At 63.9% G+C, this 25,453-nt stretch carries 23 protein-coding genes; 11 read left to right on the forward strand and 12 right to left on the reverse strand.

Annotated features, from left to right (window positions below; genetic code table 11):
* Nucleotides 1–123 precede the first annotated feature (123 nt).
* On the forward strand, nucleotides 124–1,077 hold the full coding sequence (gene tal, locus AWB80_RS17655) for a transaldolase (RefSeq protein ID WP_061175952.1): 954 nt from the start codon (nucleotides 124–126) through the stop codon (nucleotides 1,075–1,077).
* A gap of 177 nt (nucleotides 1,078–1,254) precedes the next feature.
* Nucleotides 1,255–1,683, forward strand: coding sequence for a VOC family protein (locus AWB80_RS17660; protein ID WP_061175953.1), 429 nt, complete (start codon nucleotides 1,255–1,257; stop codon nucleotides 1,681–1,683).
* A gap of 11 nt (nucleotides 1,684–1,694) precedes the next feature.
* Here the strand turns inward: AWB80_RS17660 and AWB80_RS17665 are convergent, their stop codons facing one another.
* The 6 genes from AWB80_RS17665 to AWB80_RS17690 all read right to left on the reverse strand — a co-directional run bounded on the left by AWB80_RS17665 (nucleotide 1,695) and on the right by AWB80_RS17690 (nucleotide 6,960).
* Nucleotides 1,695–2,801, reverse strand: a complete 1,107-nt coding sequence (locus tag AWB80_RS17665; RefSeq protein WP_061175954.1) for an FUSC family protein — start codon at nucleotides 2,799–2,801, stop codon at nucleotides 1,695–1,697.
* Nucleotides 2,802–2,922: 121 nt separating this feature from the next.
* Complete coding sequence (gene mctP / locus AWB80_RS17670; RefSeq protein WP_061176044.1) at nucleotides 2,923–4,473, reverse strand: monocarboxylate uptake permease MctP; 1,551 nt, start codon at nucleotides 4,471–4,473, stop codon at nucleotides 2,923–2,925.
* The gene (locus AWB80_RS17675; protein WP_061175955.1) at nucleotides 4,473–4,721 is read right to left on the reverse strand and encodes a DUF3311 domain-containing protein; all 249 of its coding nucleotides are present in this window, start codon (nucleotides 4,719–4,721) and stop codon (nucleotides 4,473–4,475) included. Before AWB80_RS17675 ends, mctP begins: the two co-directional genes overlap by 1 nt.
* A 219-nt stretch (nucleotides 4,722–4,940) precedes the next feature.
* On the reverse strand, nucleotides 4,941–5,843 hold the full coding sequence (locus AWB80_RS17680; protein ID WP_061175956.1) for a class I SAM-dependent methyltransferase: 903 nt from the start codon (nucleotides 5,841–5,843) through the stop codon (nucleotides 4,941–4,943).
* The gene (locus AWB80_RS17685; protein ID WP_061175957.1) at nucleotides 5,840–6,322 is read right to left on the reverse strand and encodes a DNA-deoxyinosine glycosylase; all 483 of its coding nucleotides are present in this window, start codon (nucleotides 6,320–6,322) and stop codon (nucleotides 5,840–5,842) included. Before AWB80_RS17685 ends, AWB80_RS17680 begins: the two co-directional genes overlap by 4 nt.
* Nucleotides 6,319–6,960 carry a chorismate--pyruvate lyase family protein gene (locus tag AWB80_RS17690; RefSeq protein WP_061175958.1) on the reverse strand — a complete coding sequence of 214 codons (642 nt, stop codon included), beginning with the start codon at nucleotides 6,958–6,960 and terminating at the stop codon, nucleotides 6,319–6,321. The genes AWB80_RS17685 and AWB80_RS17690 overlap by 4 nt, the downstream gene beginning before the upstream one ends.
* A gap of 148 nt (nucleotides 6,961–7,108) precedes the next feature.
* On the opposite strand from AWB80_RS17690, the gene AWB80_RS17695 reads away from it, so the two are divergent.
* On the forward strand, nucleotides 7,109–7,366 hold the full coding sequence (locus AWB80_RS17695) for a hypothetical protein (protein ID WP_061175959.1): 258 nt from the start codon (nucleotides 7,109–7,111) through the stop codon (nucleotides 7,364–7,366).
* A 54-nt stretch (nucleotides 7,367–7,420) separates the two neighbouring features.
* Here the strand turns inward: AWB80_RS17695 and htpG are convergent, their stop codons facing one another.
* Complete coding sequence (gene htpG / locus AWB80_RS17700; RefSeq protein WP_061175960.1) at nucleotides 7,421–9,325, reverse strand: molecular chaperone HtpG; 1,905 nt, start codon at nucleotides 9,323–9,325, stop codon at nucleotides 7,421–7,423.
* Nucleotides 9,326–9,537: 212 nt separating this feature from the next.
* Between htpG and AWB80_RS17705 the strand changes: the two genes are divergently transcribed.
* Nucleotides 9,538–10,032, forward strand: a complete 495-nt coding sequence (locus AWB80_RS17705; RefSeq protein WP_244206562.1) for a Rhs element Vgr protein — start codon at nucleotides 9,538–9,540, stop codon at nucleotides 10,030–10,032.
* Here AWB80_RS17705 and AWB80_RS17710 read toward each other — a convergent pair.
* Nucleotides 10,029–11,492 carry an aminotransferase-like domain-containing protein gene (locus tag AWB80_RS17710; RefSeq protein WP_061175961.1) on the reverse strand — a complete coding sequence of 488 codons (1,464 nt, stop codon included), beginning with the start codon at nucleotides 11,490–11,492 and terminating at the stop codon, nucleotides 10,029–10,031. The two genes, AWB80_RS17705 and AWB80_RS17710, sit on opposite strands and share 4 nt — an antisense overlap.
* Before the next feature lie 179 nt (nucleotides 11,493–11,671).
* Between AWB80_RS17710 and AWB80_RS17715 the strand changes: the two genes are divergently transcribed.
* The 6 genes from AWB80_RS17715 to AWB80_RS17740 all read left to right on the forward strand — a co-directional run bounded on the left by AWB80_RS17715 (nucleotide 11,672) and on the right by AWB80_RS17740 (nucleotide 19,035).
* Nucleotides 11,672–12,463, forward strand: a complete 792-nt coding sequence (locus AWB80_RS17715; protein WP_061175962.1) for a VOC family protein — start codon at nucleotides 11,672–11,674, stop codon at nucleotides 12,461–12,463.
* 36 nt (nucleotides 12,464–12,499) lie between these two features.
* The gene (locus AWB80_RS17720; protein WP_061175963.1) at nucleotides 12,500–13,429 is read left to right on the forward strand and encodes a DMT family transporter; all 930 of its coding nucleotides are present in this window, start codon (nucleotides 12,500–12,502) and stop codon (nucleotides 13,427–13,429) included.
* 106 nt (nucleotides 13,430–13,535) lie between these two features.
* Nucleotides 13,536–14,732, forward strand: a complete 1,197-nt coding sequence (locus tag AWB80_RS17725) for an aminotransferase-like domain-containing protein (protein WP_061175964.1) — start codon at nucleotides 13,536–13,538, stop codon at nucleotides 14,730–14,732.
* Between the two features lie 58 nt (nucleotides 14,733–14,790).
* Nucleotides 14,791–15,261, forward strand: a complete 471-nt coding sequence (locus tag AWB80_RS17730) for a RidA family protein (protein WP_061175965.1) — start codon at nucleotides 14,791–14,793, stop codon at nucleotides 15,259–15,261.
* A gap of 81 nt (nucleotides 15,262–15,342) precedes the next feature.
* Nucleotides 15,343–16,233 (forward strand): PhzF family phenazine biosynthesis protein, encoded by an 891-nt coding sequence (locus AWB80_RS17735; protein ID WP_061175966.1) that lies wholly within the window; start codon nucleotides 15,343–15,345, stop codon nucleotides 16,231–16,233.
* A 372-nt stretch (nucleotides 16,234–16,605) separates the two neighbouring features.
* Nucleotides 16,606–19,035: a bifunctional diguanylate cyclase/phosphodiesterase gene (locus AWB80_RS17740; protein WP_061175967.1), complete on the forward strand. Its 2,430-nt coding sequence runs from the start codon at nucleotides 16,606–16,608 to the stop codon at nucleotides 19,033–19,035.
* A gap of 24 nt (nucleotides 19,036–19,059) precedes the next feature.
* On the opposite strand, the gene AWB80_RS17745 is transcribed toward AWB80_RS17740, so the two are convergent.
* Together AWB80_RS17745 and AWB80_RS17750 are read right to left on the reverse strand one after the other, a co-directional pair.
* Nucleotides 19,060–19,440: a retropepsin-like aspartic protease family protein gene (locus AWB80_RS17745; RefSeq protein ID WP_061175968.1), complete on the reverse strand. Its 381-nt coding sequence runs from the start codon at nucleotides 19,438–19,440 to the stop codon at nucleotides 19,060–19,062.
* A 427-nt stretch (nucleotides 19,441–19,867) separates the two neighbouring features.
* The gene (locus AWB80_RS17750) at nucleotides 19,868–20,326 is read right to left on the reverse strand and encodes a CopD family protein (RefSeq protein WP_061175969.1); all 459 of its coding nucleotides are present in this window, start codon (nucleotides 20,324–20,326) and stop codon (nucleotides 19,868–19,870) included.
* 170 nt (nucleotides 20,327–20,496) lie between these two features.
* On the opposite strand from AWB80_RS17750, the gene AWB80_RS17755 reads away from it, so the two are divergent.
* Nucleotides 20,497–20,841 (forward strand): valine--tRNA ligase, encoded by a 345-nt coding sequence (locus AWB80_RS17755; protein ID WP_143328068.1) that lies wholly within the window; start codon nucleotides 20,497–20,499, stop codon nucleotides 20,839–20,841.
* Nucleotides 20,842–20,938: 97 nt separating this feature from the next.
* On the opposite strand, the gene parC is transcribed toward AWB80_RS17755, so the two are convergent.
* Together parC and AWB80_RS17765 are read right to left on the reverse strand one after the other, a co-directional pair.
* A complete protein-coding gene (parC, locus tag AWB80_RS17760; RefSeq protein ID WP_061175971.1) occupies nucleotides 20,939–23,257 on the reverse strand; it encodes a DNA topoisomerase IV subunit A in 2,319 nt (772 codons plus the stop codon).
* Nucleotides 23,258–23,295: 38 nt separating this feature from the next.
* Nucleotides 23,296–25,275 carry a DNA topoisomerase IV subunit B gene (locus AWB80_RS17765; RefSeq protein WP_061176046.1) on the reverse strand — a complete coding sequence of 660 codons (1,980 nt, stop codon included), beginning with the start codon at nucleotides 25,273–25,275 and terminating at the stop codon, nucleotides 23,296–23,298.
* Nucleotides 25,276–25,453: the final 178 nt, after the last annotated feature.

A 25,453-nucleotide genomic window follows, 5' to 3' on the forward strand; every position in this document is an offset into this window, starting at 1 on the left:
AATGGGAGAATGATATTCAGGGGCGCGCCGCGCGAACGAAGTCGTCGCGCGGCGTCGCATTCATGGGCAATCCGCGGGTTGGTTACCGCAATTTGACAAGGCGCAACGCGTCTGAGACTCGACATGACATCCGCTCTCGACCAGCTCAAGCAATACACGACCGTCGTCGCCGACACGGGCGACTTCCAGCAATTCATCCAGTTCAAGCCGCAGGACGCGACCACGAATCCGTCGCTGATCCTGAAGGCCGTCCAGAAGGACGACTACAAGCCGCTGCTCGAAAATACCGTCAAGGAGCACGCGAAGAAGCCGATGCCGCAGATCATCGACAATCTGCTCGTGGCGTTCGGCACCGAGATTCTGAAGATCGTTCCGGGCCGCGTGTCGACCGAAGTGGATGCGCGCCTTTCGTTCGACACCAAGGCTTCGATCGACAAGGGCCGCGAAATCATCAAGCTGTATGAGAACGCGGGCGTCGACCGCAAGCGCGTGCTCATCAAGCTGGCATCGACGTGGGAAGGCATCCGCGCGGCCGAAGTGCTGCAGAAGGAAGGCATCCACTGCAACATGACGCTGCTCTTCTCGCTCGCGCAGGCCGTGGCCGCCGCCGAAGCGGGCGCGCAACTGATCTCGCCGTTCGTCGGCCGCATCTACGACTGGTACAAGAAGTCCGCCGGCGCGGAATGGGACGAAGTGAAAAACGGCGGCGCGAACGATCCGGGCGTGCAGTCGGTGCGGCGCATCTACTCGTACTACAAGAAGTTCGGCTACAAGACCGAAGTGATGGGCGCGAGCTTTCGCACGGTGAGCCAGATCACCGAGCTTGCGGGCTGCGACCTGCTGACGATCAGCCCCGATCTCCTGAAGAAACTTGCCGATAGCAACGACAAGGTCGAGCGCAAGCTCTCTCCGGACGCGGGCAAGAACGAGAACGTAGAGAAGATCGCCGTCGACGAGCCGACCTTCCGTTTCCAGGTCAACGACGACGCCATGGCGACCGAAAAGCTCGCGGAAGGCATCCGCGCATTCGCCGCCGATGCAATCAAGCTCGAGAAACTCATCGCCGCGCTGCAGTAACGCATGCCTGAGACAGAACCGCGAATCGAGCCGAAATACTGGTTCGATTTGCGGTTTTTTCTATTTCACGGCTTCTTGACCTAATTTGACTCTTTCCGAGTCAACGCGGTATCTCATTGCAATAGACTTTCGAGCTTTGGCGGCATGTCCGCTTCACATGCACGGAGTCGTTCGGTCATGCAACTGGATACCTATATCTTCTACAACGGCGACTGCGCCGCCGCGCTCGAACTCTATCAGGCCGCGTTCGGCGCGCAGATCGCCGCGCTGATCCGCTTCCGCGACGCGCCGGACGGCGGCAACGCCCCGCCCGACTGGCAGGACAAGGTCATGCACGCAGTGTTCCAGGTAGGCCCGAACGCCATCATGGTGTCGGACGGCCGCTATGGTCAGCCGCGCAAGGACTACTCGGGCTTCACACTGTCGATCGCCGCGGGCGACGCCGCTGCCGGCGAGCGCATCTTCACGATGCTGGCCGAAGGCGGCAACGTGCTCACGCCGTGGCAATCCACGTTCTGGACGCAAGGTTTCGGCATGCTGACGGACCGCTTCGGCGTGCCCTGGCTCATCAACGTCGTGCATGAAGGCGAAGCGCAGGCCGCCTGAGCGTTACCGCATCAATCACCGAGCGGCCGCGCGCCTTCGATATTCCACCGCCGCTCGATTTCCGACAGACGCAGCCGCAAGCAATCGACCTGCTCCACGAACCGCATCGCAAGCCAGTGCATGCCCTGCGTCGTGGCGCTCCCCTCTTCCGCTCCGCACCCCTGCGGCGGCGCCGATGCCTCCATCGCGCGATGAAGCAGACCCACACGCCCGAAGCGCAACGCGCGCGCCATTTTCAGAAGTTGCTGGCGCACCGCGTACTCGCCTGGCGAGCACGCGATCGCGAAGCGGCTGGCGCTTGCCTGCGCGGTTTCGGGCATCGACATCACCAGCATTTCCAGCGCCGCGAGTATCGAGCGATGCAGCCGCTGGATCTCTTCGAGCCGCGCGACCGGCACGTCGGTTTCCTTCGCGACCGATTCCATCAGCCCGCGCGCCTGCACGAGCCGCTGGCTCATCGCGTAGAAACGGCGCGCAGTGTCCTCCGCGAGCATCGGCGTGCCGTCGAGCAAGGCGCCATAGAGCTTCGCGCACTCGCGCAGATTGTCCGCGAGCCGGTAGCGCCATGAATACGTCGCGTATTGCGGCAGCACGAACGAGAAGGCCAGCGCGATCACGACGCCGATCAGCACGTTGGCCGTGCGCCACAACCCGGTGGTGAGCGGCAGATCGCCGTGACCGGAAACGATGACCATCGTGATCGCCGTGAGCAGCGCGACATAGCCCGCCTTGCCGATCGCGTAATACGCGCAGCCGCCCGCGATCAGGCACATCAGGACGAAGAACAGCATCGCCGAGCCGGTGAGCATCTGCGCGAGGATGAGCACGAGTCCGAACGCCGCGCCGAGCATCGTGCCGATGGCGCGTTCGGCCGCCTTCTTGCGGATATTGCCGTAATGCTGCAAGCCGCCGATCACGACCAGCACCGACACCGACGCCCACACGCCGTGCGGCATGTCGATGCCCGTCGTGACGGCGATCGACATCGCCATCGCGAGCGCGACGCGCACGCCGTGAATCAGGTTGGCGTGGCGGTAGCGGAAGTACGGCGACGTTACGCCGTGCAGGAAGCGCGCGAGCGGGCCGCGCCTGAGTGACGTCGATCTCGTGGAAAGCATGGTTCGCTCACGTCGATGAAGCCTGTCGGGAAAATCAAACGCCCGTAACGGCCAACGGCTGTTACGGGCGTTTTACCAGCTTTTCGCGCGCCGCGCCGGGCGCGCGCGCGAACGGCCTGAATCAGCCTTCGACAATATCCAGATAGTCTTCCGGACGCGTGCGGTCCTCCGAGCGCTTGAGGCCCAGCACCTTCACGAGCAGGCTCACGACGATCGAGACGATCAGGTTGACGATCAGCGCCCACACGGCCGCGTAGCCCGGCACGACGTAGCCGAACAGATGCAGCGGATAGATCGAGCCCTTCAGTTGCAGCGACACGGCCATCCACGTGCCGACGCCGATACCCACCGCCCAGCCGATCAGCAAGCCCCGATGATCGAGCACGCGCGTATAGAGACCGAGCACGAGCGCGGGCAGCGTCTGGATGATCCAGATGCCGCCGAGCAACTGAAGCTGGATCGCGTAGGTCAGCGGCAGCGCGAGAATGAACACGACCGCGCCCACCTTCACGATCAGCGACACGAGCTTGGCGACGTTGGTTTCCTGCTCCGGCGTCATCGACGTGTTGACGAACTCGCGATGCACGTTGCGCGTGTAGAGGTTCGCCGCCGCGATCGACATGATCGCCGCCGGCACCAGCGCGCCGATGCCGATGGCCGCGAACGCCACGCCCACGAACCACGACGGGAAGTAGTGCAGGAACAGCGCCGGCACCGCGAAGTTCGCGCCATAGGCCTTGAAGTACGACGCGAATTCCGGCATGTCCTTCACGCCGGAAGCGAGCGCCATGTAGCCGAGCAGCGCGAGCAGGCCGAGCACGAGCGAGTACGCCGGCAGCAACGACATGTTGCGGCGGATCGTGTTGCCCGAGTTCGACGAGAGAATCGCCGTGACCGAGTGCGGATACAGGAACAGCGCGAGCGCGGAGCCGACCGCGAGCGTCGCGTACGCGCTGTAGCCGTTCAGGCTCGCGGCGTCAGGCGCCTTCAGCAGCAGCTTTTCGGGCGGCACGACGCTGAAGATATGGCCGAAGCCGCCGAGCTGCGCCGGAATCACGATCATCGCGGCGATGATGGTGATGTAGATCAGCACGTCCTTCACCACGGCGATCATCGCGGGCGCGCGCAGCCCCGACGTGTACGTGTACGCGGCGAGAATCGCGAACGCGATGATGAGCGGCAGATCGCCGACGAAGCCTTGCGTCGAGAAGCCGAGCGCGCCGATCACCACTTCGATGCCGACGAGCTGCAGCGCGATGTACGGCATCGTCGCGACGATGCCCGTCACCGCGACGGCGAGCGCAAGCATGCGGCTGTTGTAGCGCGCGTGCACGAAGTCGGCGGCGGTCACATAGCCGTGACGCTTCGCGATGCTCCACAGCTTCGGAAACACGACGAACGCGAACGGATAGATGAGGATGGTGTACGGCAGCGCGAAGAAGCCCGTCGCGCCCGCGCCGAACACGAGCGCCGGCACCGCGACGAACGTGTAGGCGGTGTAAAGATCGCCGCCGAGCAGGAACCACGTGACGATGGTGCCGAAGCGGCGTCCGCCGAGACCCCATTCGTCGAGCTGGGCGAGATCGCCCTTGCGCCAGTGCGCGGCGATGAAGCCGAGAATCGTGACCCCGACGAAGAAGAGAACGAAAACGATGGTTGCAGTGGTGTTCATCATCGCGCACCTCCGTTCTTTCGTCCCGAAGGCAGCGCCTTCGTCTTGACATAGACGACGGCGGTGATGACCGCGCTGATCAGCACCCAGAGAAGCTGATACCAGTAGAAGTACGGAAAGCCCCACAGAACGGGCTCGATCTTGTTGTAAAACGGCACCCATACCACACCGATCCAGGGAAGGATCAGAAGCCAAAGCCAATGCTTGTTGCGCGGTTGTCCGGTGCCGGTCGCAGCTTCGTGAGCCATGACGGTCTCCTCTTGTTTTGATTCGTTGGATTATCGCGAGTCCGGCGGGATGCCGGTCGTCGGGTAGACGTGTCGCTGAAAGCGCCCCGAAATAACAGAGGGAGTATATGGACCGTTAAAAGCGGGTCAAGCAGGGGGAATCCCGACTATTCCGCTGATTTGAAAGGAAATTGTAATAGGCCAAAACCCTTGTTTTGGCCTGGGTTTTCGTCGCGTCGATCAGATCGAGAACGCGCCGCTGGTCGCGATGCCCGCGCTTTCGGCGAGACCCTTCACCCATTTGCGCGCGGGCAGGCCGAGTTGCGCCTCGATCAGCTTCGCGCGCGCGTCGAGCGCGGCGAACGGCACGTCGAGCGCGGGACCGGCGAACGCGATCGCGACGCGATTGCCGTCGTGCACTTCGGGCAGCGCGATCACGCGATGATCGAACGCTTCGTTCAAATGACGCATATTGCGCACGAAGCTCGGATGATCGCCGAACAGGTTGATCGTGACGACGCCGGCTTGCGGCGTGAGACACGCCCGGCATGCGCGATAGAACGACACGCTGTCGAGCACGGGGCCGCGCGCGGTGGCGTCGTAGAGATCGATCTGCAACGCGCCGATGGTGCCGTGATTCGCGCGATCGTTGACGAACTCCCACGCATCGCGTTCGGTGACGGTGAGGCGCGCGTCGTCGTAAGCCAGCTCGAACATCGCGCGCGCGGCGATCACGACCGCCGGATTCAGCTCGACGGCTTCCACCTTCGCGCGCTTCAGAAAGCGATGGCAGAACTTGGTGAGCGCGGCCGCGCCGAGCCCGAGCTGCACGATACGTTCGGGCGTTTCGACGAAGAGCAGCCACGCCATCATCTGCTGCGCGTATTCGAGTTCGATGTGATCGGGCTTTTTCAGCCGCATCGCGCCCTGCACCCATTCGGTGCCGAAGTGCAGATAGCGCACGCCGCCCTCTTCCGAGAACGTCACGGGCGCGAAGCGCGGCTTGCGGGGCGCGTCGATGCGCGGCGCGTTGGCGAGATCGTCGCGATCGTCATCGCTGCGCTGGCGCTTCGATTTGCTGTTGTCCTTCTTGCGGCTGAACGCGCGAGCTTCCGCCGACGCGCGCTTGATGAGATTCGTCATTGTGTGGTGAGGATGTCGCGCCAGATGCGCAGTTTTTGATCGAACGAGAGGATAGCATTGGCCGCGCTCGACGACGGCAGCACGAGCGTCGCGTAACCGGCCGCGCTCAGGACAGGCGCGAACTTGCCCGAGGTCTTGCCGTTGAAGCACACCTTGCGCAGCTTCGGAAAGCGCGTGTGGAACGCGGCGAAGTCGTTGGGCGATGCGTTGCGGATCGCCGCGTCGAGACTGCCTTCGCGCTCGCATGCGGCGAGCACGTCCCACAAGCCGATACCGAGCGCCACGAGACGCGCGAGGCGATCTTCATAGGCCAGCGCGTGCAAATCCTCGCCGATCGCCGCGCCGACGAGCCGCCAGAACTGATTGCGCGGATGCGCGTAGTACTGCGTCGCCGCGAGTGACGCGACGCCCGGAAAACTGCCGAGGATGAGCGTGTGCGTCGCTGCATCGCCGACCGGCGCGAAACCCGCGAGTTTCATTTCGCCTCGCCACGCGCGACGCGCTTCGCATGCGAGCTCAGATGTTCATACGAGCGCGCATGTTCACGCCGATGCGGACCGTGCGTGGCGGCGAGCCTGATCCATAGCGCATCGAGCATGCATTCGGTGACCATCAGCGGTGCGCCGTGCCGTTTGAACACCGAGCGGCGCGCGACGAGCGCGTGCGGTTGCGAATTCGTTTGCATGGATGCCAGCCGATGCAGCGGATGCCGGGCGGTCAGCCTGCGGCTCGCGAGCGCCGAACGCGACACGCTGCTGTCGCTATAGAGCAGTTCGGCGAGCGGCCGCGTGCGCAGACGGCGCATCGATTGCCACACGCCGGTGCTGTGCGCGAGCGGCACGATGCTATGCGCGACGACGAACGGCACGCCCTCCACCTTGAGCGCGACTTCGCGCAGCCATACGGGCGTGCGCGGCGTGAGGTCGAGCGCGCGCGCTTCGTCGCGCCAGGGTATGTCGACGGCTTCGCGCGTGACATCGACCGTCACTGCGCCGAGCGTGCGCAGATGCGCGGTCAGCGAGCCACCGCGCGTGAGCCAGTCTTTTTGTGCGTCGGTAAGCGAGGCGAGCGGGACGACGCGCCAGTGAGCGTCGATGGGATCGTTGGGCGTGAGCATGGCGCTGATTATAGGTTCACCCCGCACTTCGGACGATTCGTATGGAGTCCGTGCGCCGATCGAAAGAAACTGAATGGCCGTTCACGCGTGTCACGTGCGGCCGCGCGCCGGGCGATCACCGGCATATCAATCAACAAGAGGACAGCGAATGTCGGAAAACAAGAAACAGACATCGAAGAAGGTTGCGCATCTCGCGGCTGAGACGCTGCATGATCCGAAGGCCTCGGCCATCAAGAAAAGCCTCGCGGCGTCTGCCCTGTCACAGTCGCACACCACGAAGCAAACGAGCGCCGAATTGGAACACAAGGCGAGCGAAGTGCTTCACAGCAACAAGTACTCGGAAGAAACGAAGACGCTCGCCGCGTCGGTTCTTGCGCAATCCAACAAGGAACGCAAGCTGAAATAGAAAACGCGCCGCCGGTTTCCCGGCGGCGCATTCCTTCGACGCACTTGCGCAGACTTATCGCGCGAGCAACAGCGCGTTGGTCCGCTTCACGAAGCTCGCCGGATCTTCCAGCGCGCCGCCTTCAGCGAGCAGCGCCTGATCGAACAGCAGATGGCACCAGTCGGCGAAATTGGCGCTGTCCGCGTTCAAAGCCTTGACGAGCGGATGCTCCGGATTCACCTCCAGAATCGGCTCCGCTTGCGGCGCATTCTGCCCCGCCGCCTTCAGCATGCGTTGCAGATAGCCGCTCATGTCGCCTTCATCGGCAACGAGACAGCTCGGCGAATCGGTGAGACGGAACGTGAGACGCACGTCCTTCGCCTTGCCTTCGAGCGCTTCCTTCATCTTTTCGACGAGCGGCTTCAGCTCTTCGCCGACCTTCTCCTGCTGCTGCTTCTCTTCGTCATCGAGCGCGCCCAGATCGAGGTCGCCGCGCGCGACGCTCGCGAGCGGCTTGCCGTCGAACTCATTGAGGAACGACAGCATCCACTCGTCGACGCGATCGGTGAGCAGCAGCACCTCGACGCCCTTCTTGCGGAACACTTCGAGATGCGGGCTGTTCTTCGCGGCCTGCCAGCTATCGGCGGTGACGTAGTAGATCTTCGTCTGCTCGGGCTTCATGCGCGCGACGTACTCCGCGAGCGACACGTTCTGCTCGTTGCTGTCGCTCTGCGTCGATGCGAAGCGCACCAGCTTCGCGATGCGCTCGCGATTGCTGAAATCCTCGCCGATGCCTTCCTTCAGCACCTGACCGAATTCGTTCCAGAAGGTCGCGTACTTTTGCTTGTCGGCGTCTTCGGTCGCTTCGGCGGAGGACGACGCGATTTCTTCGAGCATCGACAGCACGCGCTTGGTCACGCCTTCGCGGATGGCCTTCACGTCGCGGCTTTCCTGCAGGATTTCGCGCGACACGTTGAGCGGCAAATCGGCCGAATCGACTACACCCTTCACGAAACGCAGATACGCGGGCAGCAGTTGCTCGGCGTCGTCCATGATGAAGACGCGCTTCACGTACAGCTTCAGCCCGCCGCGATGCTCGCGGTTCCACAGATCGAACGGCGCGTGCTTCGGCACGTACAGGAGTTGCGTGTATTCGCTGCGGCCTTCGACGCGGTTGTGCGTCCACGCGAGCGGATCGTCGTGATCGTGCGAGATGTGCTGATAGAACTGCTTGTACTGATCGTCGCTGATGTCGTTCTTCGGACGCGTCCAGAGCGCGCTCGCCTGATTAACGGTCTCGTCCTCGTCCTTCGTGACCATCTCGCCTTTCTCGGCGTCCCATTCTTCCTTGTTCATCAGGATGGGCAGCGCGACGTGATCCGAGTACTTCTGGATGATCGACTTGAGCCTGTGCGACGACAGCAACTCGTCTTCGTCGGCGCGCAGATGCAGCGTGATGGTCGTGCCGCGTTGCGCGCGCTCGATGTCCTCGACTTCGAAATCGCCCTCGCCGGCGCTCGTCCAGCGCACGCCCTGATTCGCCGGCAGACCGGCGCGGCGCGTTTCCACCGTGATCTTGTCCGCGACGATGAAGCCCGAATAGAAGCCGACGCCGAACTGGCCGATCAGCGCCGCGTCCTTCTGCTGGTCGCCGGAGAGTTTCGAGAAGAATTCCTTCGTGCCCGAGCGCGCGATCGTGCCGAGATGCGAGATCGCCTCGTCGCGGCTCATGCCGATGCCGTTGTCGTCGATCGTGATGGTACGCGCGGCTTTATCGAACGAGACGCGGATGCGCAGGTCCGGATCGTTCTCGTAGAGCGCGCTGTTCTCGATGGCTTCGAAGCGCAGCTTGTCGGCGGCATCGGAGGCGTTGGAAATCAGCTCGCGCAGGAAAATTTCCTTGTTGCTGTAGAGCGAATGAATCATCAGATGCAGAAGCTGCTTCACTTCTGCCTGAAAGCTCATGGTTTCTTGCGCCATGGTCGGGTCCTCTGTGTTGATTTCGTTGGTGCGATTGCCTCGGCGGCGTGTTGGTCACGCGGCCAATTCGCCTGATATTAGGGCGGCCGGGGGTTTTTCAAGAGCGGGCGCGTCCGGATATGATGCAACGACCGATCACGTCCGCCCCCGCGATGCCCTTTTTGCGTCACCCCGACCGCCACGCCCGCCCTCTCACGCCGCACGAAACGCGGATGGCCCGGCTCGTGTTCCGCGACGCGATCGACTACACGGCGGTCAGGGTCTACGCATGCGCCTATCTTCCGTTCGGCCTGCAGCCGCGCCGCACCGCGATGGCGCCCAACGGCAACCTGTATTTTCCGCGCGGCTGCCATCAGGACGACTTCTCCGCCTGCGACCTCGCCGATCGCATGTGGTTCATCCACGAGATGACGCACGTCTGGCAATTCCAGCTCGGCTATCCGGTGCGGCTGCGCGGCGCGATCCGCATCGGCCTGCCGTATGCGTACACGCTTCGCGACGATATGCGCCTCTCCGACTACAACATGGAAGCGCAAGGCAACCTGCTCGCGGACTATTTCGCGCTGAAGTTCTGCGACGGGCAAAGCGGCCTGTACGAGCATCGCTACCGGCACACGCCCGGCGCGCTTGTGCAGTACGAAAACGTGCTCGCGGACTTCATCCGCGCGCCCGCCGAGCGGCGCAACCTGCCCCGGCGCGGCCGCTAGGCGCTGCGCCGCGCGCCCTTATCGAGATAGTTCGCAAGCATTTCGGGCAACGCCGGATCGCCGCAATTGGCGACATTGAAACGCATCCAGGTCGTCGGCGACTGATGCGGCGAAAACAGGCTGCCGGGCGTCAGCAGAAAACCCGCTTCATGCCCCGCCGCCGCGAGGCCATCGGAATCGACACCCGCGTCCGCCCACAGAAACATGCCCGCCGACGGCGTCGCGAACAGTCTCAGACCGGTCTTTTCCAGCATGCGCGCGGTCTTGTCGCGCACGCCGTCGAGCCGCGCGCGCAGCCGCTCGACATGCCGTCGATAGTGCCCTTCGGTCAGCACCTTGTAGACCACGCGCTCGTTCAACTCCGGACTCGTCATGCCGACGAGCATCTTCTGATCGGCGAGCGCCTTCGCCACCTCCGGCGCCGCCGCGATATAACCGACGCGCAGATTCGCCGCCAGCGTCTTCGAAAAGCTGCCGAGGAAGATCACGCGCTTCAGTTGATCGAGCGATGCGAGGCGCGTCGCGGGAAAGCCCGCCGGGCAGAGATCGCCATAGACATCGTCCTCGACGACGATGAAATCGTATTCCTGCGCGAGTTGAAGAATGCGGAACGCCTGCGCCGCCGTGAGCGACGTGCCGGTCGGGTTCTGCAAGACCGAATTGATGATCAGCATCTTCGGCCGCCAGGTCGCGACGAGCGTTTCCAGCGCGTCGAGATCGGGACCGTCCGGGGTGTACGGCATACCGACGAGCCGCGCGCCCTGCGACGCGAAACGGCCGAACATCTGAAACCACGCCGGATCGCCGACGATCACCGCATCGCCCGGTTTCACGTAGAGGCGCGAAATCAGGTCGATCGCCTGCGTGATGCCCGACACCAGCACGATCTGCCGCGCCGCCGACGCGCCGATTTCCAGCTCCTCCAGCCGCGTCTGCAACTGCTGGCGCAGCGGCAGAAAGCCCTGCGGCGTGCCGAAGCCGAGCATCTGCGCGCCGCTCTGGCGCGACAGCGCGCGCAGCGCGTTGGTGATCAGCTCGCCATCCAGCCAGCGGCCCGGCAGATAGCCGAGACCCGGCCCTTTTTCCGGGCTCGACGTGTGCAGCATGTTGCGCAGCAGCCAGACCACGTCGATGGTGTTCTGCACCGGCTCGCGCTCCGCCGCGACCGCAGGCGTTTCGCCCTTCGCGACGAGCGTGGGGGCCACGCGCTCGCGCACGTAAAACCCGGAGCCGCGCCGCGAATCGAGATAACCGTGCGCGACGAGCCGCTCGTAAGCCTCGACGACAGTGAAACGCGACACGCCCTTGTCCAGCGCGAGCTTGCGGATCGACGGCATGCGCATGCCCGGACGGAACACGCGCTCGTCGATACGGCGGCGGCCCCACTGCACCAGCTGATCGACGAGCGTCAGCTGGGCGGCGTCGTGCGGGGCGGGAATCTGGTCGAGCGGAACGGACATGCGGGCCTCCGGTGTACGGCGCGCGCATCTGATTGCGCCGATAATAACTGTACCGAATAGTATTGGGCTGATTGTACCGTTACTGTTACGGTGATAGCGGCTACATTTTGCTTTCGGGCTGTCCGGTGCGCGAGAGTGAAGCGTTATGCTATCGGCCCTTGTTCATCGCTCCGCCCGTCATGACCGATCATCGACTCAAACTCGATCACCTCGTGATCGCCGCACGCACGCTGGACGAAGGCGCGCAGTTCGTCGCCGCGAAATTCGGCGTGGAAACGGCGCCCGGCGGCGCGCACCCGTCGATGCGCACGCACAACTGTCTGCTGAATCTGTGGGGCGGCGCGTATCTGGAAGTGATCGCCGTCGATCCGTCGGCGGCGAGCGTCGAGTCGCCCCGGCCGCGTCTCTTCGCGCTGGACGATCCATCGATGCAGCGTCGCCTGGAAGATGACGGCCCGCAGCTCGTACACTGGGTCGCGCGCGTCGAGCGGCCGAAGTCGCTCGTGCGCTGGCGCGAGCAGTATCCCGAGCGCATCGCGCCGGTCGCGGCGATGTCGCGTGCCGGCAATACATGGGGCCTGACCGTCCCCGACGACGGCGCGTTCCCCGCGTGGCAGGCCGCGGGCGATGGCGTGCTGCCGTCGCTGATCCAGTGGGACACGCCGCGTCATCCGAGCGGCGTGCTGCCGGAAACGGGCATCGCACTACGAACGCTGACGGGTTTTCATCCCGATGCGCAAGCCGTGTCGGCACAACTCGCCTGGCTCGGCGCGGCGCATCTGATGCATGTCGAACGGACGGCGGGCGCGCCGGTGCTGGTCGCGCAGTTCGATCTGCCGGACGGCTCGACGCTGACGCTGGGCGAATCGGCGGAACAGGCGCAGGCGCGCGATGAAGAAGCGCGGCAGGCGTCGAAGCGCCGCCGCGCAAAAAAGGCGGACACGCCGGAAGAACCCACAACATCCGACTGACGCCTGCGCGCCAGTCAAACACGGAGACACCGCACGATGAAAACCCGCGAAACCGAAGGCATGCTGCTCGGCCTGATCGGCGTCGTCATCTTCAGCCTGACGCTGCCGATGACGCGCATCGTCGTCGCGGAGGTGCATCCGCTGTTGAACGGCCTCGGGCGCGCGCTCGTCGCGGCCATTCCCGCCGCCGCCCTGCTCGTGTGGCGCCGTGAAAAGCTGCCCACCTGGCCGCAGGTCAAGAGCCTCGCCGTGGTCGCGCTGGGCGTGATCATCGCGTTTCCGGTGTTTTCAGCGTGGGCCATGAAGACCGTGCCCGCCTCGCACGGCGCGGTCGTCAACGGGCTGCAGCCGCTGTGCGTCGCCATTTATGCCGCGTGGCTCTCGCACGAGCGGCCGTCGAAGGCGTTCTGGGCCAGCGCGATCGCGGGCAGTGCGATTGTCGTCGCGTTCGCGTTGCAGGCGGGCGGCGGCGGACTGCAGGCGGGCGATCTGCTGATGCTCGTCGCGGTCGGCATCGGCGCGCTCGGTTACGCCGAAGGCGCGCGGCTCGCGCGTCAGATGGGCGGCTGGCAGGTGATCTGCTGGGCGCTCGTGCTCTCCGCGCCGTTTCTGCTGTTGCCGGTCGGCTGGCTCGCCTGGGTGCATCACGTGGCGCATCCCGAGCCGCTCGCGCTCAAGACCTGGCTCGCATTCGGCTATGTCACGCTGTTCTCGCAATTCATCGGTTTCTTCGCGTGGTACGCCGGACTCGCGATGGGCGGCATCGCGCGCGTCGGTCAGGTGCAGCTTCTGCAGATCTTCTTCACGATGGCGTTCTCCGCGCTCTTCTTCGGCGAACACGTGAGCGCGTCGACGTGGCTGTATGCGGCCGCCGTCATCGTGACCGTCGTGCTCGGCCGCAAGGCCTCCGTGCGCGCCGCACCGCAACCGGCAGTCGCCGCAACGGCCTCGACGCACGCAAGATGACGCACTCGCGCGATAATCGCGGTTTGCCGTTGTTCGTCAGCCCAGCTTAGAAAACTCGCGGCCCGCGTCGCGAGAGACATAACCCCAGAGACAACCGAGGCATTTCATGAATCAAGCCGATCTCCGCGCCACGCCGTGGCAACTCTCCGAACGCGCACGCAAGCTCACCAGTTCGGCGATTCGCGAAATCCTGAAAGTCACGGAGCGGCCGGAAGTCATTTCCTTCGCGGGCGGCCTGCCCTCGCCCGCAACGTTTCCCGTCGAGGAAATGCGCCACGCCTCGGAACGCATCCTGCGCGATCAGCCCGCCGCCGCGCTCCAGTACAGCGCGACCGAAGGCTACCTGCCGCTGCGCGAATGGGTCGCGGCGCGCTATTCCGTGAACGGCGCGCATATCCGCCCGACCCAGGTGCTCATCACGACCGGCTCGCAGCAGGCGCTCGATCTGCTCGGCAAGACGCTCGTCGATCCGGGCAGCCGCGTGCTCGTCGAGACGCCGACCTATCTCGGCGCGCTGCAATCGTTCTCGCTGTTCGAGCCGCACTACGTGCAGGTGCCGACCGATGAATCGGGCCTGATCCCCGAAGCGCTCGATGCCCCGCTCATCGCGGACGCGCGCCTGCTCTACGCGCAGCCCAACTTCCAGAATCCGACCGGCCGCCGCCTGCCGCTCGAGCGCCGCCGCGCGCTCGCCGCGCTGGCGCAAAAGGCGTCGTTTCCGGTGATCGAGGACGATCCTTACGGCGCGCTCGACTACGCCGGCGCCCCGCTGCCGACGATGCTGTCGATGGCGCCGGATCACATCGTGCATCTCGGCTCGTTCTCGAAGGTGCTGGCGCCGGGTCTGCGTGTGGGCTACATCATCGCGCCCGAGGAATTGCACTTCAAACTCGTGCAGGCCAAGCAGGCGACCGATCTCCACACGCCGAGCCTCACGCAGCGCATCGTCTATGAAGTGGTCAAGGACGGTTTTCTCGATCAGCATGTGCCGACCATCCGCGCGCTCTATCGCGATCAGTGTCACGCAATGCTCGACGCGCTGGAACGCCACATGCCCGCCGGCGTCGAATGGAACCGGCCGGAAGGCGGCATGTTCGTATGGGTTAAGCTGCCGAAGCACATGAACTCGATGAAGCTGCTGGAGCAGGCGATCGCGCAGAACGTGGCCTTCGTGCCCGGCGGTCCGTTCTTCGCGAACGAAGCCGAGCACAATACGATGCGCCTGTCGTTCGTGACGGTTCCGCCCGCGACGATCGACGAAGGCGTGGCGAAGCTCGGCGCGCTGATCCGCGCGAGCATCTGATTTTTTTTCAGGGGCGCATGCACGCCCTTTCACCCGTTTTCAGTGACGAGGAGCAACGATGGCATCCAACCCATCCAACGTTTACGACAAGCTGAAGGAACTCGGCATCGAACTGCCCACCGCGGGCGCGCCGGCCGCCGCTTACGTAATGAGCGCGCAGAGCGGCAACACCGTGTATCTCTCGGGACACATCGCCAAGAAGGACGGCAAGGTGCACGTCGGCAAACTCGGCGACAACATCGCGACGGAAGAAGGCAAGGCGGCTGCGCGCAGCGTCGCCATCGACCTGATCGCGACGCTGCACGCGCATGTCGGCGATCTCAACCGCGTGAAGCGCATCGTCAAGGTGATGAGCCTCGTCAACTCGACGTTCGATTTCACCGAGCAGCACATCGTCACGAACGGCGCGTCCGAGCTGATCGCGGAAGTCTTCGGCGATGCCGGCAAGCACGCGCGCTCGGCGTTCGGCGTCGCGCAGATTCCGCTCGGCGCGTGCGTCGAGATCGAGATGATCGCGGAAGTCGCTTAAGGCGCATCCCGTTTCATCCCAGCGAAACCCGACGCGCTCACGCCGTCGGGTTTTTTTTGTCTCATTCGAATCGTTACGCTCATGTCCTCACGCACCGTCCAGTTCAAACAGGTCGACGTCTTCACGCCCGTGCCGTTCAAGGGCAATCCGCTCGCGGTGATCTTCGACGCCGAAGGGCTTTCCAGCGAGCGCATGCAGGAAATCGCGCGCTGGACCAATCTGTCCGAGACGGCGTTTCTGATGCCGCCGACCGATCCGCGCGCCGACTATCGCGTGCGCATCTTCACGACAGCCGTCGAGTTGCCGTTCGCCGGTCATCCGACGCTCGGCAGCGCGCACGCGCTCATCGACAGCGGCTACGCGCCGAAGACGCCCGGCCGGCTCGTACAGGAATGCGGTGTCGGGCTCGTGACGCTCGCCGAACGCGAGAACGGCGAATGGGCGTTCGCCGCACCGCCCGCGACCGTCGTGCCGCTGACCGCTGCGCAGACCGATCGCCTCGCCGCCGCGCTCGCGCCGGCGGTAATCGATTTCAGCGCGCCGCCCGCCGCCGTCGACAACGGCGCGCCGTGGCTCGTCGTGCGCGTGAGCGATGCGGCCCAATGTCTTGCCCTCACGCTCGCCGGCGACGCACGCGCGTCGGTCGCGGCGCTCGTCGCGGAAACAGGCATGCACGGCATCGCGGTCTACGGGCCGCACGCGCCGGACGGACCGGCGACTTTCGAATTGCGCGTGATCCTGCTCGGCGCGGAGAACATCGAGGACCCGGTCACCGGCAGCGCGAACGCGGCGCTCGCGACGCTGCTGCGCGCGCAGGACCGGCGGCCGGGCGAGCGGTTCACCGTCCGGCAAGGTACGGCGCTGAGCCGCGACGGCCGCGTGAGCATCGTCTACGACGATGCGGCGAGCGGCGCACCGATCTGGATCGGCGGCGCGTCGGTAACTGTGATCGACGGCATATTTCGCATCTGAAACAATGACCTACGTGCCGGAGAAAGGCCGCGCGTATACCCCCAAGCGCGGCCCCTTTCTTAATCCTGGTGGCTTCGCTAATATCTGAACAATCGGGGATCAGATTGCGAGCGGGCGTCGTGGAGTCGAGCCGCTTGCGCCGCAGCGCAAACGTATGCATTTAACGACACCGAACGCTCGCTGTTTCGCTCATGCTGTCGATCGCAACGTGGATCGGATCTTGGACCGTTTATCCGCCGACCCTCCATCGCGCGCCGCGCGCGGTATATTCACTCGTTTCGGCCGACCGCCTCTCGACATGCAGCGCTTCATCCACTTCGCGCAGTTCGCAGCACGCTCCGCGCTACGCGAATCAGCGCGCACGGACGCGCCATGAAGCGCACGCGCTCCCACGCCTTCTCGGACACTTTTCTCGGCGCGCCCTCGGCGCGGCGTCGGCGCGCGCTGCTGGCCATTCCGGTGCTCGGCACCTTCGTGCTGGTGCTGCTGTGGGCGGTGATCTTCGCGCGGCTTTCCGTCGAACGCGAGGCAACGACGCACGAATCGATGGCCTCCGCCGCGATTCTCTCGTCGGCGCTCGAACAGCACACCATCAAGGCGATCCATCAGGTCGACCAGATCACGCGCTTCGTCAAGTACGAGTACGAGAAGTCGCCCGACAACTTCGATCTCATCGCGACGGTCGAGAAAGGCGTCGTGCAGAGCGATACGCTCGTGCAAGTGTCGCTGATCGACGAATACGGCACGCTGATCGCCAACACGTCCGATCCGCATCCGAAGCCGATCGACCTGTCCGACCGCGAGCACTACAAGGTCCACGCGCATTCGAACGACGATCTGCTGTACATCAGCCGGCCGGTGCGCGGGCGCGTCTCGGGGCTCTGGACCTTGCAGATCACGCGGCGGCTGAATCATCTGGATGGCTCGTTCGCGGGCGTCGTGGTCGTGTCGGAAGACCCGGCCTATTTCACCAGCGATTTCTACAACGTCGCGTCGATCGGCCGCGAGGGCGTGATTGCCGTCGTATCGGACAACGGCTCCGTGCTCGCGCGCAACACGGGCGGCGGCCTCGCCGAGAATGCCGCGGCCAATCCGGTCGCCAAGGGCAATACGCGCAACCCGCCGGCCGAGCGCGCACGCGGCGAGTTCAGCGCGAGCGGCGTCTATCCGACGACGGATCACGCGTCCGGAATCTACGTCGATCCGATCGATCACGTGAAGCGCATCGTGTCGTACCGGCATATCGACGGCTATCCGCTCGGCGTGCTCGTCGGCCTCTCTGAGCGCGAGGAGATGATCGACTACAACCACACGCGCAATGTCTATCTGCTGATGGCGAGCTTCATCTCGCTCGCGATGCTCGGCTTCTTCGCAGTGGCGACAGGGCTGATCGGCAAGCTGCTAGGGCGCGAGCGCGAGATGACGCATCTGGTCGAATTCGATCTGCTCACCGGCTTGCGCAACCGTTACTCAACGTTGCGCGCACTCCGGCACGACGTGGCGCAGCCCGAGAACATCGGGCGGCTCGCGCTGCTGTTCATCGACCTCGACAACTTCAAAACGGTCAACGACACGCTCGGCCATAACGCGGGCGACATCGTGCTGCAGATGACCGCGTCGCGCCTCGCGGAAACGGTCGGGCAGAGCGGCACATTATCGCGCATCGGCGGGGATGAGTTCGTCGTCGTGCTGAAGGGCGACGATGTCGAGCAACGCGCGGTGACGCTCGCCGACGATATCGCAACGATGTTCGCGACGCCCTTCGACGTGCGCGGCAGCGCGTTCGTGCTGCATTCGAGCATCGGCATTGCGCTTTTCTCGGTGTCGAACGAAAGCGAGATCGATCTGCTGAAGAAGGCCGACCTCGCGATGTACAGCGCAAAGGACGCGGGCCGCAACTGCTATCAGTTCTATTCGCCGCAGTTGTCGCATCGCGCGGATCATCTGATGCGATGGGAGCAGCAACTGCGCGTCGCGCTGACCGAGCAGCAGCTTTTCCTCGTGTATCAGCCGAAGATCGATCTGACGCGTCGCTGCATCACCGGCTTCGAGGCGCTCGTGCGATGGAATCATCCGCAGCACGGGCTCATTCCGGCGAACGAGTTCATCCCGGTCGCGGAATCGACGGGGCTGATCGTCGCGGTCGGCGACTTCGTGATTCACACCGCGTGCATGCAGCTCGCGCAGTGGCAGCGCGATGGTTATACGGGACTGTCGCTCGCCGTGAACATCTCGGCGGTGCAGTTCTGGCGCGGCGACCTGCTGGAGACGGTCGCGCGCGCGATCGAGGCGAGCGGCATTCCATCGGACAAGCTCGAACTCGAAATCACCGAGACCGTGATGGTCGAGTATCCGGAACTCGTGCAGGAGAAGATCGTCGCGTTGAAGCGGCTCGGCGTGCGCATCGCGCTCGACGACTTCGGCACGGGTTATTCGTCGTTGTCGTATCTGAACCGCTTCTCGGTGGATACGCTCAAGGTGGATCGCTCGTTCATCCAGGCGATTCCCGAAGATCGCAGCGTGTGCGTGATGGTCTCGGCGATCGTCAATCTGGCGCGCTCGCTGGGGCTCACGGTCGTCGTGGAAGGCACCGAGCGCGAGGAGCAGATCGCGTGGCTTGCCGCGCTCGGGCCGGTGGAAGCGCAAGGCTTCCTGTTTTCACGACCGGTGCCGGCGGATGGCGTGCAGGCACTGCTCGATCGCTTCGGCGTGTGTGGATGGTCGCGTGGGCAGGGAACGCGATCGCGCAAGGATGCGGGGCAGGAGTCGAGTACTGCGCTCAGTGATGAGCGCGGGGTGTGAGCGGTCATTACGCGACGGCGCGCGTCAGCGCTGCGTGATCGACCATTGAGCCGGCCCGAAACGAACGTCGAAACGCGACAGGAACGACTGCCCGAGCAATCCATCGACATCCGGGCCGAGACTCGGGCCCGAGCGGCCATCGACGGCAACCGGCACATTCGCTGCCGTCACGCCATTCAACGAGACGAACTTCACCTGCGTGAGCGTGGCATCGCGCATGCCGTTCGCGGTCTGGAGGTGTATCAACTTGCCGCGCCCGGCGATGTTTGCGCGCCGCGCGAATGCGGAGGTCAGCGAGACGTACGACGCACCCGTATCGACGATAAACGTTCCCTCTGTTCCGTCGACGCTCGCGCGGACCCGAATCGTATCGCTGGAACGGCGCGGGAAAGTCGCTTGTCCCACCGCATAGCCCGACGGACAATTTTGCGATGGCCTGTTTGACGTCGCCCGTGGCGATGAAATCATTTGCTACCGCGCTGAGGAAGCCATCTGCCTTCCCGCACTGCTCGACGAACTGGACGAGTACCCGGCCCGCGTCCGCACGAAAGCCCAGGAATTCGAGCTGAGCGCTCAAGGCTCCCATCGCGGTCCGGTTGCACGCTTGTTCGCTCAACTGGATCAACGCGCGGTTGATTTCCGGTTTGAGCAGATCGCTGTTCGGGATTTTCGACAGTTGGTACTGCTGTACCGCTGGCCTGATCGCGGCGGGAGGCAATATCGAATTTGAGGTGGATTCGTCGCACCCGCTCAACGCGCTCAGCGTCGTCAGACTGAGCAGATACGCACACCATGGATTACGCCGATTCTGTGTCGCTTTCTTCATTAATGGTCAAAACCCACGCGACAACACCGCCGTACCGATCGTCACCACTCCAAGCACGAGATTGATCACGACGAGCCGTCGAACCGTTCCGACGGCCCTCGCCCCGTCCGGCCAGTTCTGCGCCTGCACGGCGCGCCGAATGCGCGGAAACACCGCAAACCGGATATGCCCGAAGATCAGCATCATCACGATGCCGAGACCGGCCATCGCATGTAGCGGCCAGGCTGCATGACCACCGCCGAACTGCACGAGCAGGAAGCCGCCGGTAAGCAGAATCACGATCACCGAAGCCGCGACCCAGTTGAAGAAGCGCGCGAAGACGGACTCCCAAAGCGGCAGGCGCAATTGCGGCGTGAGATCGCCGAGCGCGGGACGCAGGCAGAAATGCGCGAAGATCATCCCGCCTATCCAAACGGCTACGCCGAGCAAATGCAGAAAGAGCGCCGCTTCGATGGCTTTGTTCATTGGGGATTCCGGGTTATTTGAGTTGTCGAGTGCGTGCGGGCACAAGACTAGGAATGCACATGGGGTGAGGAGTTCCCCGCCCGCCCGATTTTGTTATCGCGCCTTGAAGAATCGGATTATTCGTGAACCTAAAGATCGTGCGAATGAGATAAGTTCTGTCGATGCCGCCCGTGCCCGGCCAAGCCGGCATTCAGTTGCGGATTTCGGCCGCGAGGCAGCTTTTCAACGAACGGAGGAAACAGGCCGATATGAACTGCGTCGACTTTGTCGTTAGCCGACTGTGCGAGATCAGAGAAGATCTCTACGAGCGTGGATCGGAGCCACGGGAACTCCGGATGCATCCGGACGCCATGCGTTACTTCAATTGGGAAATATGCAAGGACATCGAGGGCGCGGGGGACATTCCGATAGAAATCGCAAGCTCCATCATCATTAATGGCATGCCGGTCGTTCTCGACGAGAACTGCCGGTTTCCCTGTGTCATCGACTCGGAGAACAGGCGGTACCTGCTGTAGCGGGATAGGCGGCGAATGTCGAGAGCCCACAAAAAAGCCCGCATGAAGCGGGCTTCCCGGATCTCAAGCGGACGTCGTCAACGTCCACTAAAACACCTCACTCCCCGAACACCGGCCGCAAATCCGTCACCTTCAACGACGAATCCGGCGCACGCCCCTTCCTCGAACGCTTGCCCAGATGCAGTTGCATCTGCGAGCCGGCGAGTTTCTCGTCGCGCACCTTGCCGCCGCGCCCGGCGCCGATCATCACGACCCCGCGCGCATCGATGGCCAGCGCCTGACGCAGCGTCTCCTTCGGATCGAGGCCCATCAGAATGACGCCGCGTCCGCCACCCGACAGCGTCTTCATCTCGTCCATGCCGAACACGAGCAGCCGGCCCGTGCTCGACAGACACGCCACATACATCGCGCCGGGGATGACCGGCATCGGCGCGAGCGGCACCGCGCCTTCGTCGATCGTCATGAAGGCCTTGCCCGCCTTCTGGCGGCTCACCATGTCGCCGAGCTTCGCGAGGAAGCCAAAGCCATTGCTCGATGCAAGCAGCAGTTGCTGTTCGGCATTCGCCGCGAAGTAATGCAGCAAATGCGTACCCGATTCCAGTTCGATCAACGACGTCACCGGCACGCCATCGCCACGGCCGCCCGGCAACGCCGAGACCGGCACCGAATACACGCGCCCCTTGCTGCCCCACGCGACGAGCGCATCCGGCGTGCGCGCCTGGAACGCTGCATAGAGGCCATCGCCCTGCTTGAACGTAAAGCCCGCCGGATCGAGTCCGTGGCCCTTCAGCGCGCGAACCCAGCCCTTCTGCGACACGACCACCGTCACCGGCTCGTCGACGACGCGCGTCTCGAACGTCGCGCGCTTTTCCTGCTGAATGAGCGTGCGACGATCGTCGCCGAATTGCTTCGCGTCCGCTTCGATTTCCTTGATGAGCAGGCGCTTCATCGCGGCATCGCTGTTGAGCAGTTCTTCGAGCTTCGTTTTCTCGTCGCGCAAGTCGGACAGCTCCTGTTCGATCTTGATCGCTTCCAGCCGCGCGAGCTGGCGCAGACGGATTTCGAGAATGTCTTCCGCCTGCCGGTCCGACAGATTGAAGCGCGCCATCAACGCCTGCTTCGGCTCCTCGGACTCGCGGATGATGCGAATGACTTCATCGATATTCAGGAAGACGATCATCCGCCCTTCGAGAATATGGATGCGGTCGTCGACCTTGCCGAGACGATGCTGCGTGCGCCGCGTCACCGTCACGAAACGGAAACCGACCCACTCGTGCAGAATCTCGACGATGCCCTTCTGACGCGGCCGGCCATCCGCGCCGATCATCACGAGGTTGATGGTCGCGTTCGATTCGAGGCTCGTATGCGCGAGCAGCGAGTTGACGAACTCCGTCTGATCGATACGGCTCGACTTCGGCTCGAACACGAGCCGCACGGGCGCGTCCTTGCCGGACTCGTCGCGCACGGCGTCGAGCAGCGCGAGCAAGGTCTGCTTGGTCTGAACCTGCTCGGGCGTGAGCGTTTTCTTGCCGAGCTTGATCTTGGGGTTGGTGAGTTCCTCGATTTCCTCGAGCACCTTCTGGCTCGACACGCCCGGCGGCAATTCCGTGATGACGATCTGCCACTGGCCGCGCGCCAGCTCTTCGATCTTCCAGCGCGCGCGCACTTTGAGGCTGCCGCGGCCGGTCTCGTAGGCCGCCGAGATTTCCGCGGGCGACGAGATGATCTGTCCGCCGCCGGGGAAGTCCGGTCCGGGCACCTTTTCCATCAGACCGGCGTGGCCGAGCTTCGGATCGCGGATCATCGCGACGGCGGCCAGCGCGACTTCGCGCAGATTGTGCGACGGGATTTCCGTCGCGAGACCCACCGCGATGCCCGATGCGCCGTTCAGCAACAGAAACGGCAAACGCGCCGGCAGCAGCTTCGGCTCTTCGAACGAACCGTCGTAATTCGGCATGAAATCGACCGTGCCCTGATCGATTTCATCGAGCAGCAGGCGCGCGATCGGCGTCAATCGCGCTTCGGTGTATCGCATGGCCGCGGCGCCGTCGCCGTCGCGCGAGCCGAAGTTGCCCTGACCGTCGATGAGCGGATAGCGCATCGAAAAGTCCTGCGCGAGACGCACGAGCGCGTCGTACGCGGATTGATCGCCGTGCGGGTGATACTTGCCGAGCACGTCGCCGACCACGCGCGCCGACTTCACCGGCTTCGCGCCCGACGCGAGGCCCATCTCGCTCATCGCGAAGAGAATGCGGCGCTGCACGGGCTTTTGTCCGTCGCAGACATCGGGCAGCGCGCGGCCCTTCACCACGCTCACCGCGTAGTCGAGATAAGCGCGTTCGGCGTAATCGCCGAGCGTCAGTTGTTCGCCGTCCGGTGCGGTCTGTTCGGCGAAGAGATCGTCTGTGATTCCCATCGAATTTCGATATCCGTTATGCGTTGCTCAAGTCGAACTCAGATGTCCGCTTCGACTTCGTTGCCCTTCTCTTCCAGCCAGCTGCGGCGCGACGCCGCTTCGCCCTTGCCCATCAGCATGGTCATGCGCGAGACGGTGAGATCGAAGCCGAGATCGCCGAGGCCGACAGGCAACAGGCGCCGTGTATCGGGGTTCATCGTCGTGTCCCAGAGCTGTTCCGCGCTCATTTCGCCGAGGCCCTTGAAGCGGCTGATGGTCCATGCCGTTTCGCGCACACCGTCCTTGCGCAGCTTGTCGAGGATCGCCTCGAGCTCGCCTTCGTCGAGCGCGTAGAGTTTCTGCGCGGGCTTCTTGCCGCGCGCGGGGGCATCGACGCGAAAGAGCGGCGGCCGCGCGACGCACACGTGGCTACGTTCGATCAGTTGCGGGAAGTGCTTGAAGAAAAGCGTGAGCAGCAGCACCTGAATGTGCGCGCCGTCGACGTCCGCGTCCGACAGAATGCAGATCTTGCCGTAGCGCAGGTTCGTGAGGTCGATCTGATCGTCCGGACCATGCGGGTCGACGCCGATCGCCACCGCGATGTCATGCACTTCGTTGTTCGCGAAGAGCCGGTCGCGTTCCGTTTCCCACGTGTTCAGCACCTTGCCGCGCAACGGCAGGATCGCCTGAAACTCCTTGTCGCGGCCCATCTTCGCGGAGCCGCCCGCTGAATCGCCCTCGACGAGAAAGAGCTCGTTGCGCGCGATGTCCGTCGATTCGCAATCGGTCAGCTTGCCCGGCAACACGGCGACGCCCGAACTCTTCTTCTTCTCGATCTTCTGACCAGCGCGCGTGCGTGCCTGCGCCTGACGGATCACGAGTTCCGCGAGCTTCTTGCCGTACTCGACGTGCTGATTCAGCCACAACTCCAGCGCCGGCCGCGAGAACGACGACACGAGCTTCACCGCATCGCGGCTATTGAGACGTTCCTTGATCTGGCCTTGGAACTGCGGATCGAGCACTTTCGCCGACAGCACGAACGACACGCGCGCGAACACGTCTTCCGCGAGCAGCTTCACGCCCTTCGGCTGCAGGTTATGAATCTCGACGAAGTTCTTCACCGCCTGAAAAAGACCATCGCGCAGGCCGGATTCGTGCGTGCCGCCGGCGGGTGTCGGAATCAGGTTCACGTACGATTCCCGCAAGAGCGGCCCTTCCTCGCTCCACGCGACGACCCACGACGCGCCCTCGCCTTCCGCGAAGGTTTCCTCAGTGTTGCGCGAGCTTTCGGCGTAGCGCTCGCCTTCGAACAGGGGAATCAGCAGTTCGCTGCCGCCCATGCCTTCGAGCAGATAGCCGCGCAGGCCGTCTTCGTACTTCCAGGTCTGACGCTCGCCCGTCTTCTCGATGACGAGCGCGACTTCGACGCCCGGCAGCAGCACGGCCTTCGAGCGCAACAGGCGCTGCAATTCGCCGAGCGGCAGATTCGCGGAATCGAAGTACTTCGGATTCGGCCATGCGCGCACGCGCGTGCCGCTTTTCTTCGCGCCGCGTTCAGCCGTGCGCGTCGTGAGCTGCTCGATGACATCGCCATTGGAAAACGCGAGTTGCGCGACCTTGTTGTCGCGCCAGACGGTCACTTCGAGACGCGTCGCGAGCGCGTTCGTCACCGAGACGCCGACGCCGTGCAGACCGCCCGAGAACGTATAGGCGCCGCCCGCGGCCTTGTCGAACTTGCCGCCCGCGTGCAGCCGCGTGAACACGATCTCGACGACCGGCACGCCTTCTTCCGGATGCATGCCGAACGGAATGCCGCGCCCGTCGTCATCGACGGAAACGGAGTTGTCGTTGTGCAGCGTGACGATGATCTGCTTGCCGTAGCCGCCGAGCGCTTCGTCGGAGGCGTTGTCGATCACTTCCTGAATGATGTGCAGCGGATTCTCGGTCCGCGTGTACATGCCGGGCCGCTGCTTGACCGGCTCCAGGCCCTTGAGCACCTTGATCGATGCTTCGCTGTAGCCGGCTGCCTTGGCGTTCATGACGAGGCGCTTGCCTCGCTGCGTGCCTGTCGCCATTGCGCTGGATTTTTTCGTGGACATAGTTGAACGTTGATCCGGCTCTCGAGCGTACTCGCGGGAAATGCCACAACGTGACGCCCGATCTGCCGGCGAAATGCTTGATGAAAATGCCTGGCCGGATGCCCGATGATTCAGGCGG

This window comes from Caballeronia pedi (genome assembly GCF_001544915.2).
Taxonomy (GTDB): domain Bacteria; phylum Pseudomonadota; class Gammaproteobacteria; order Burkholderiales; family Burkholderiaceae; genus Caballeronia; species Caballeronia pedi.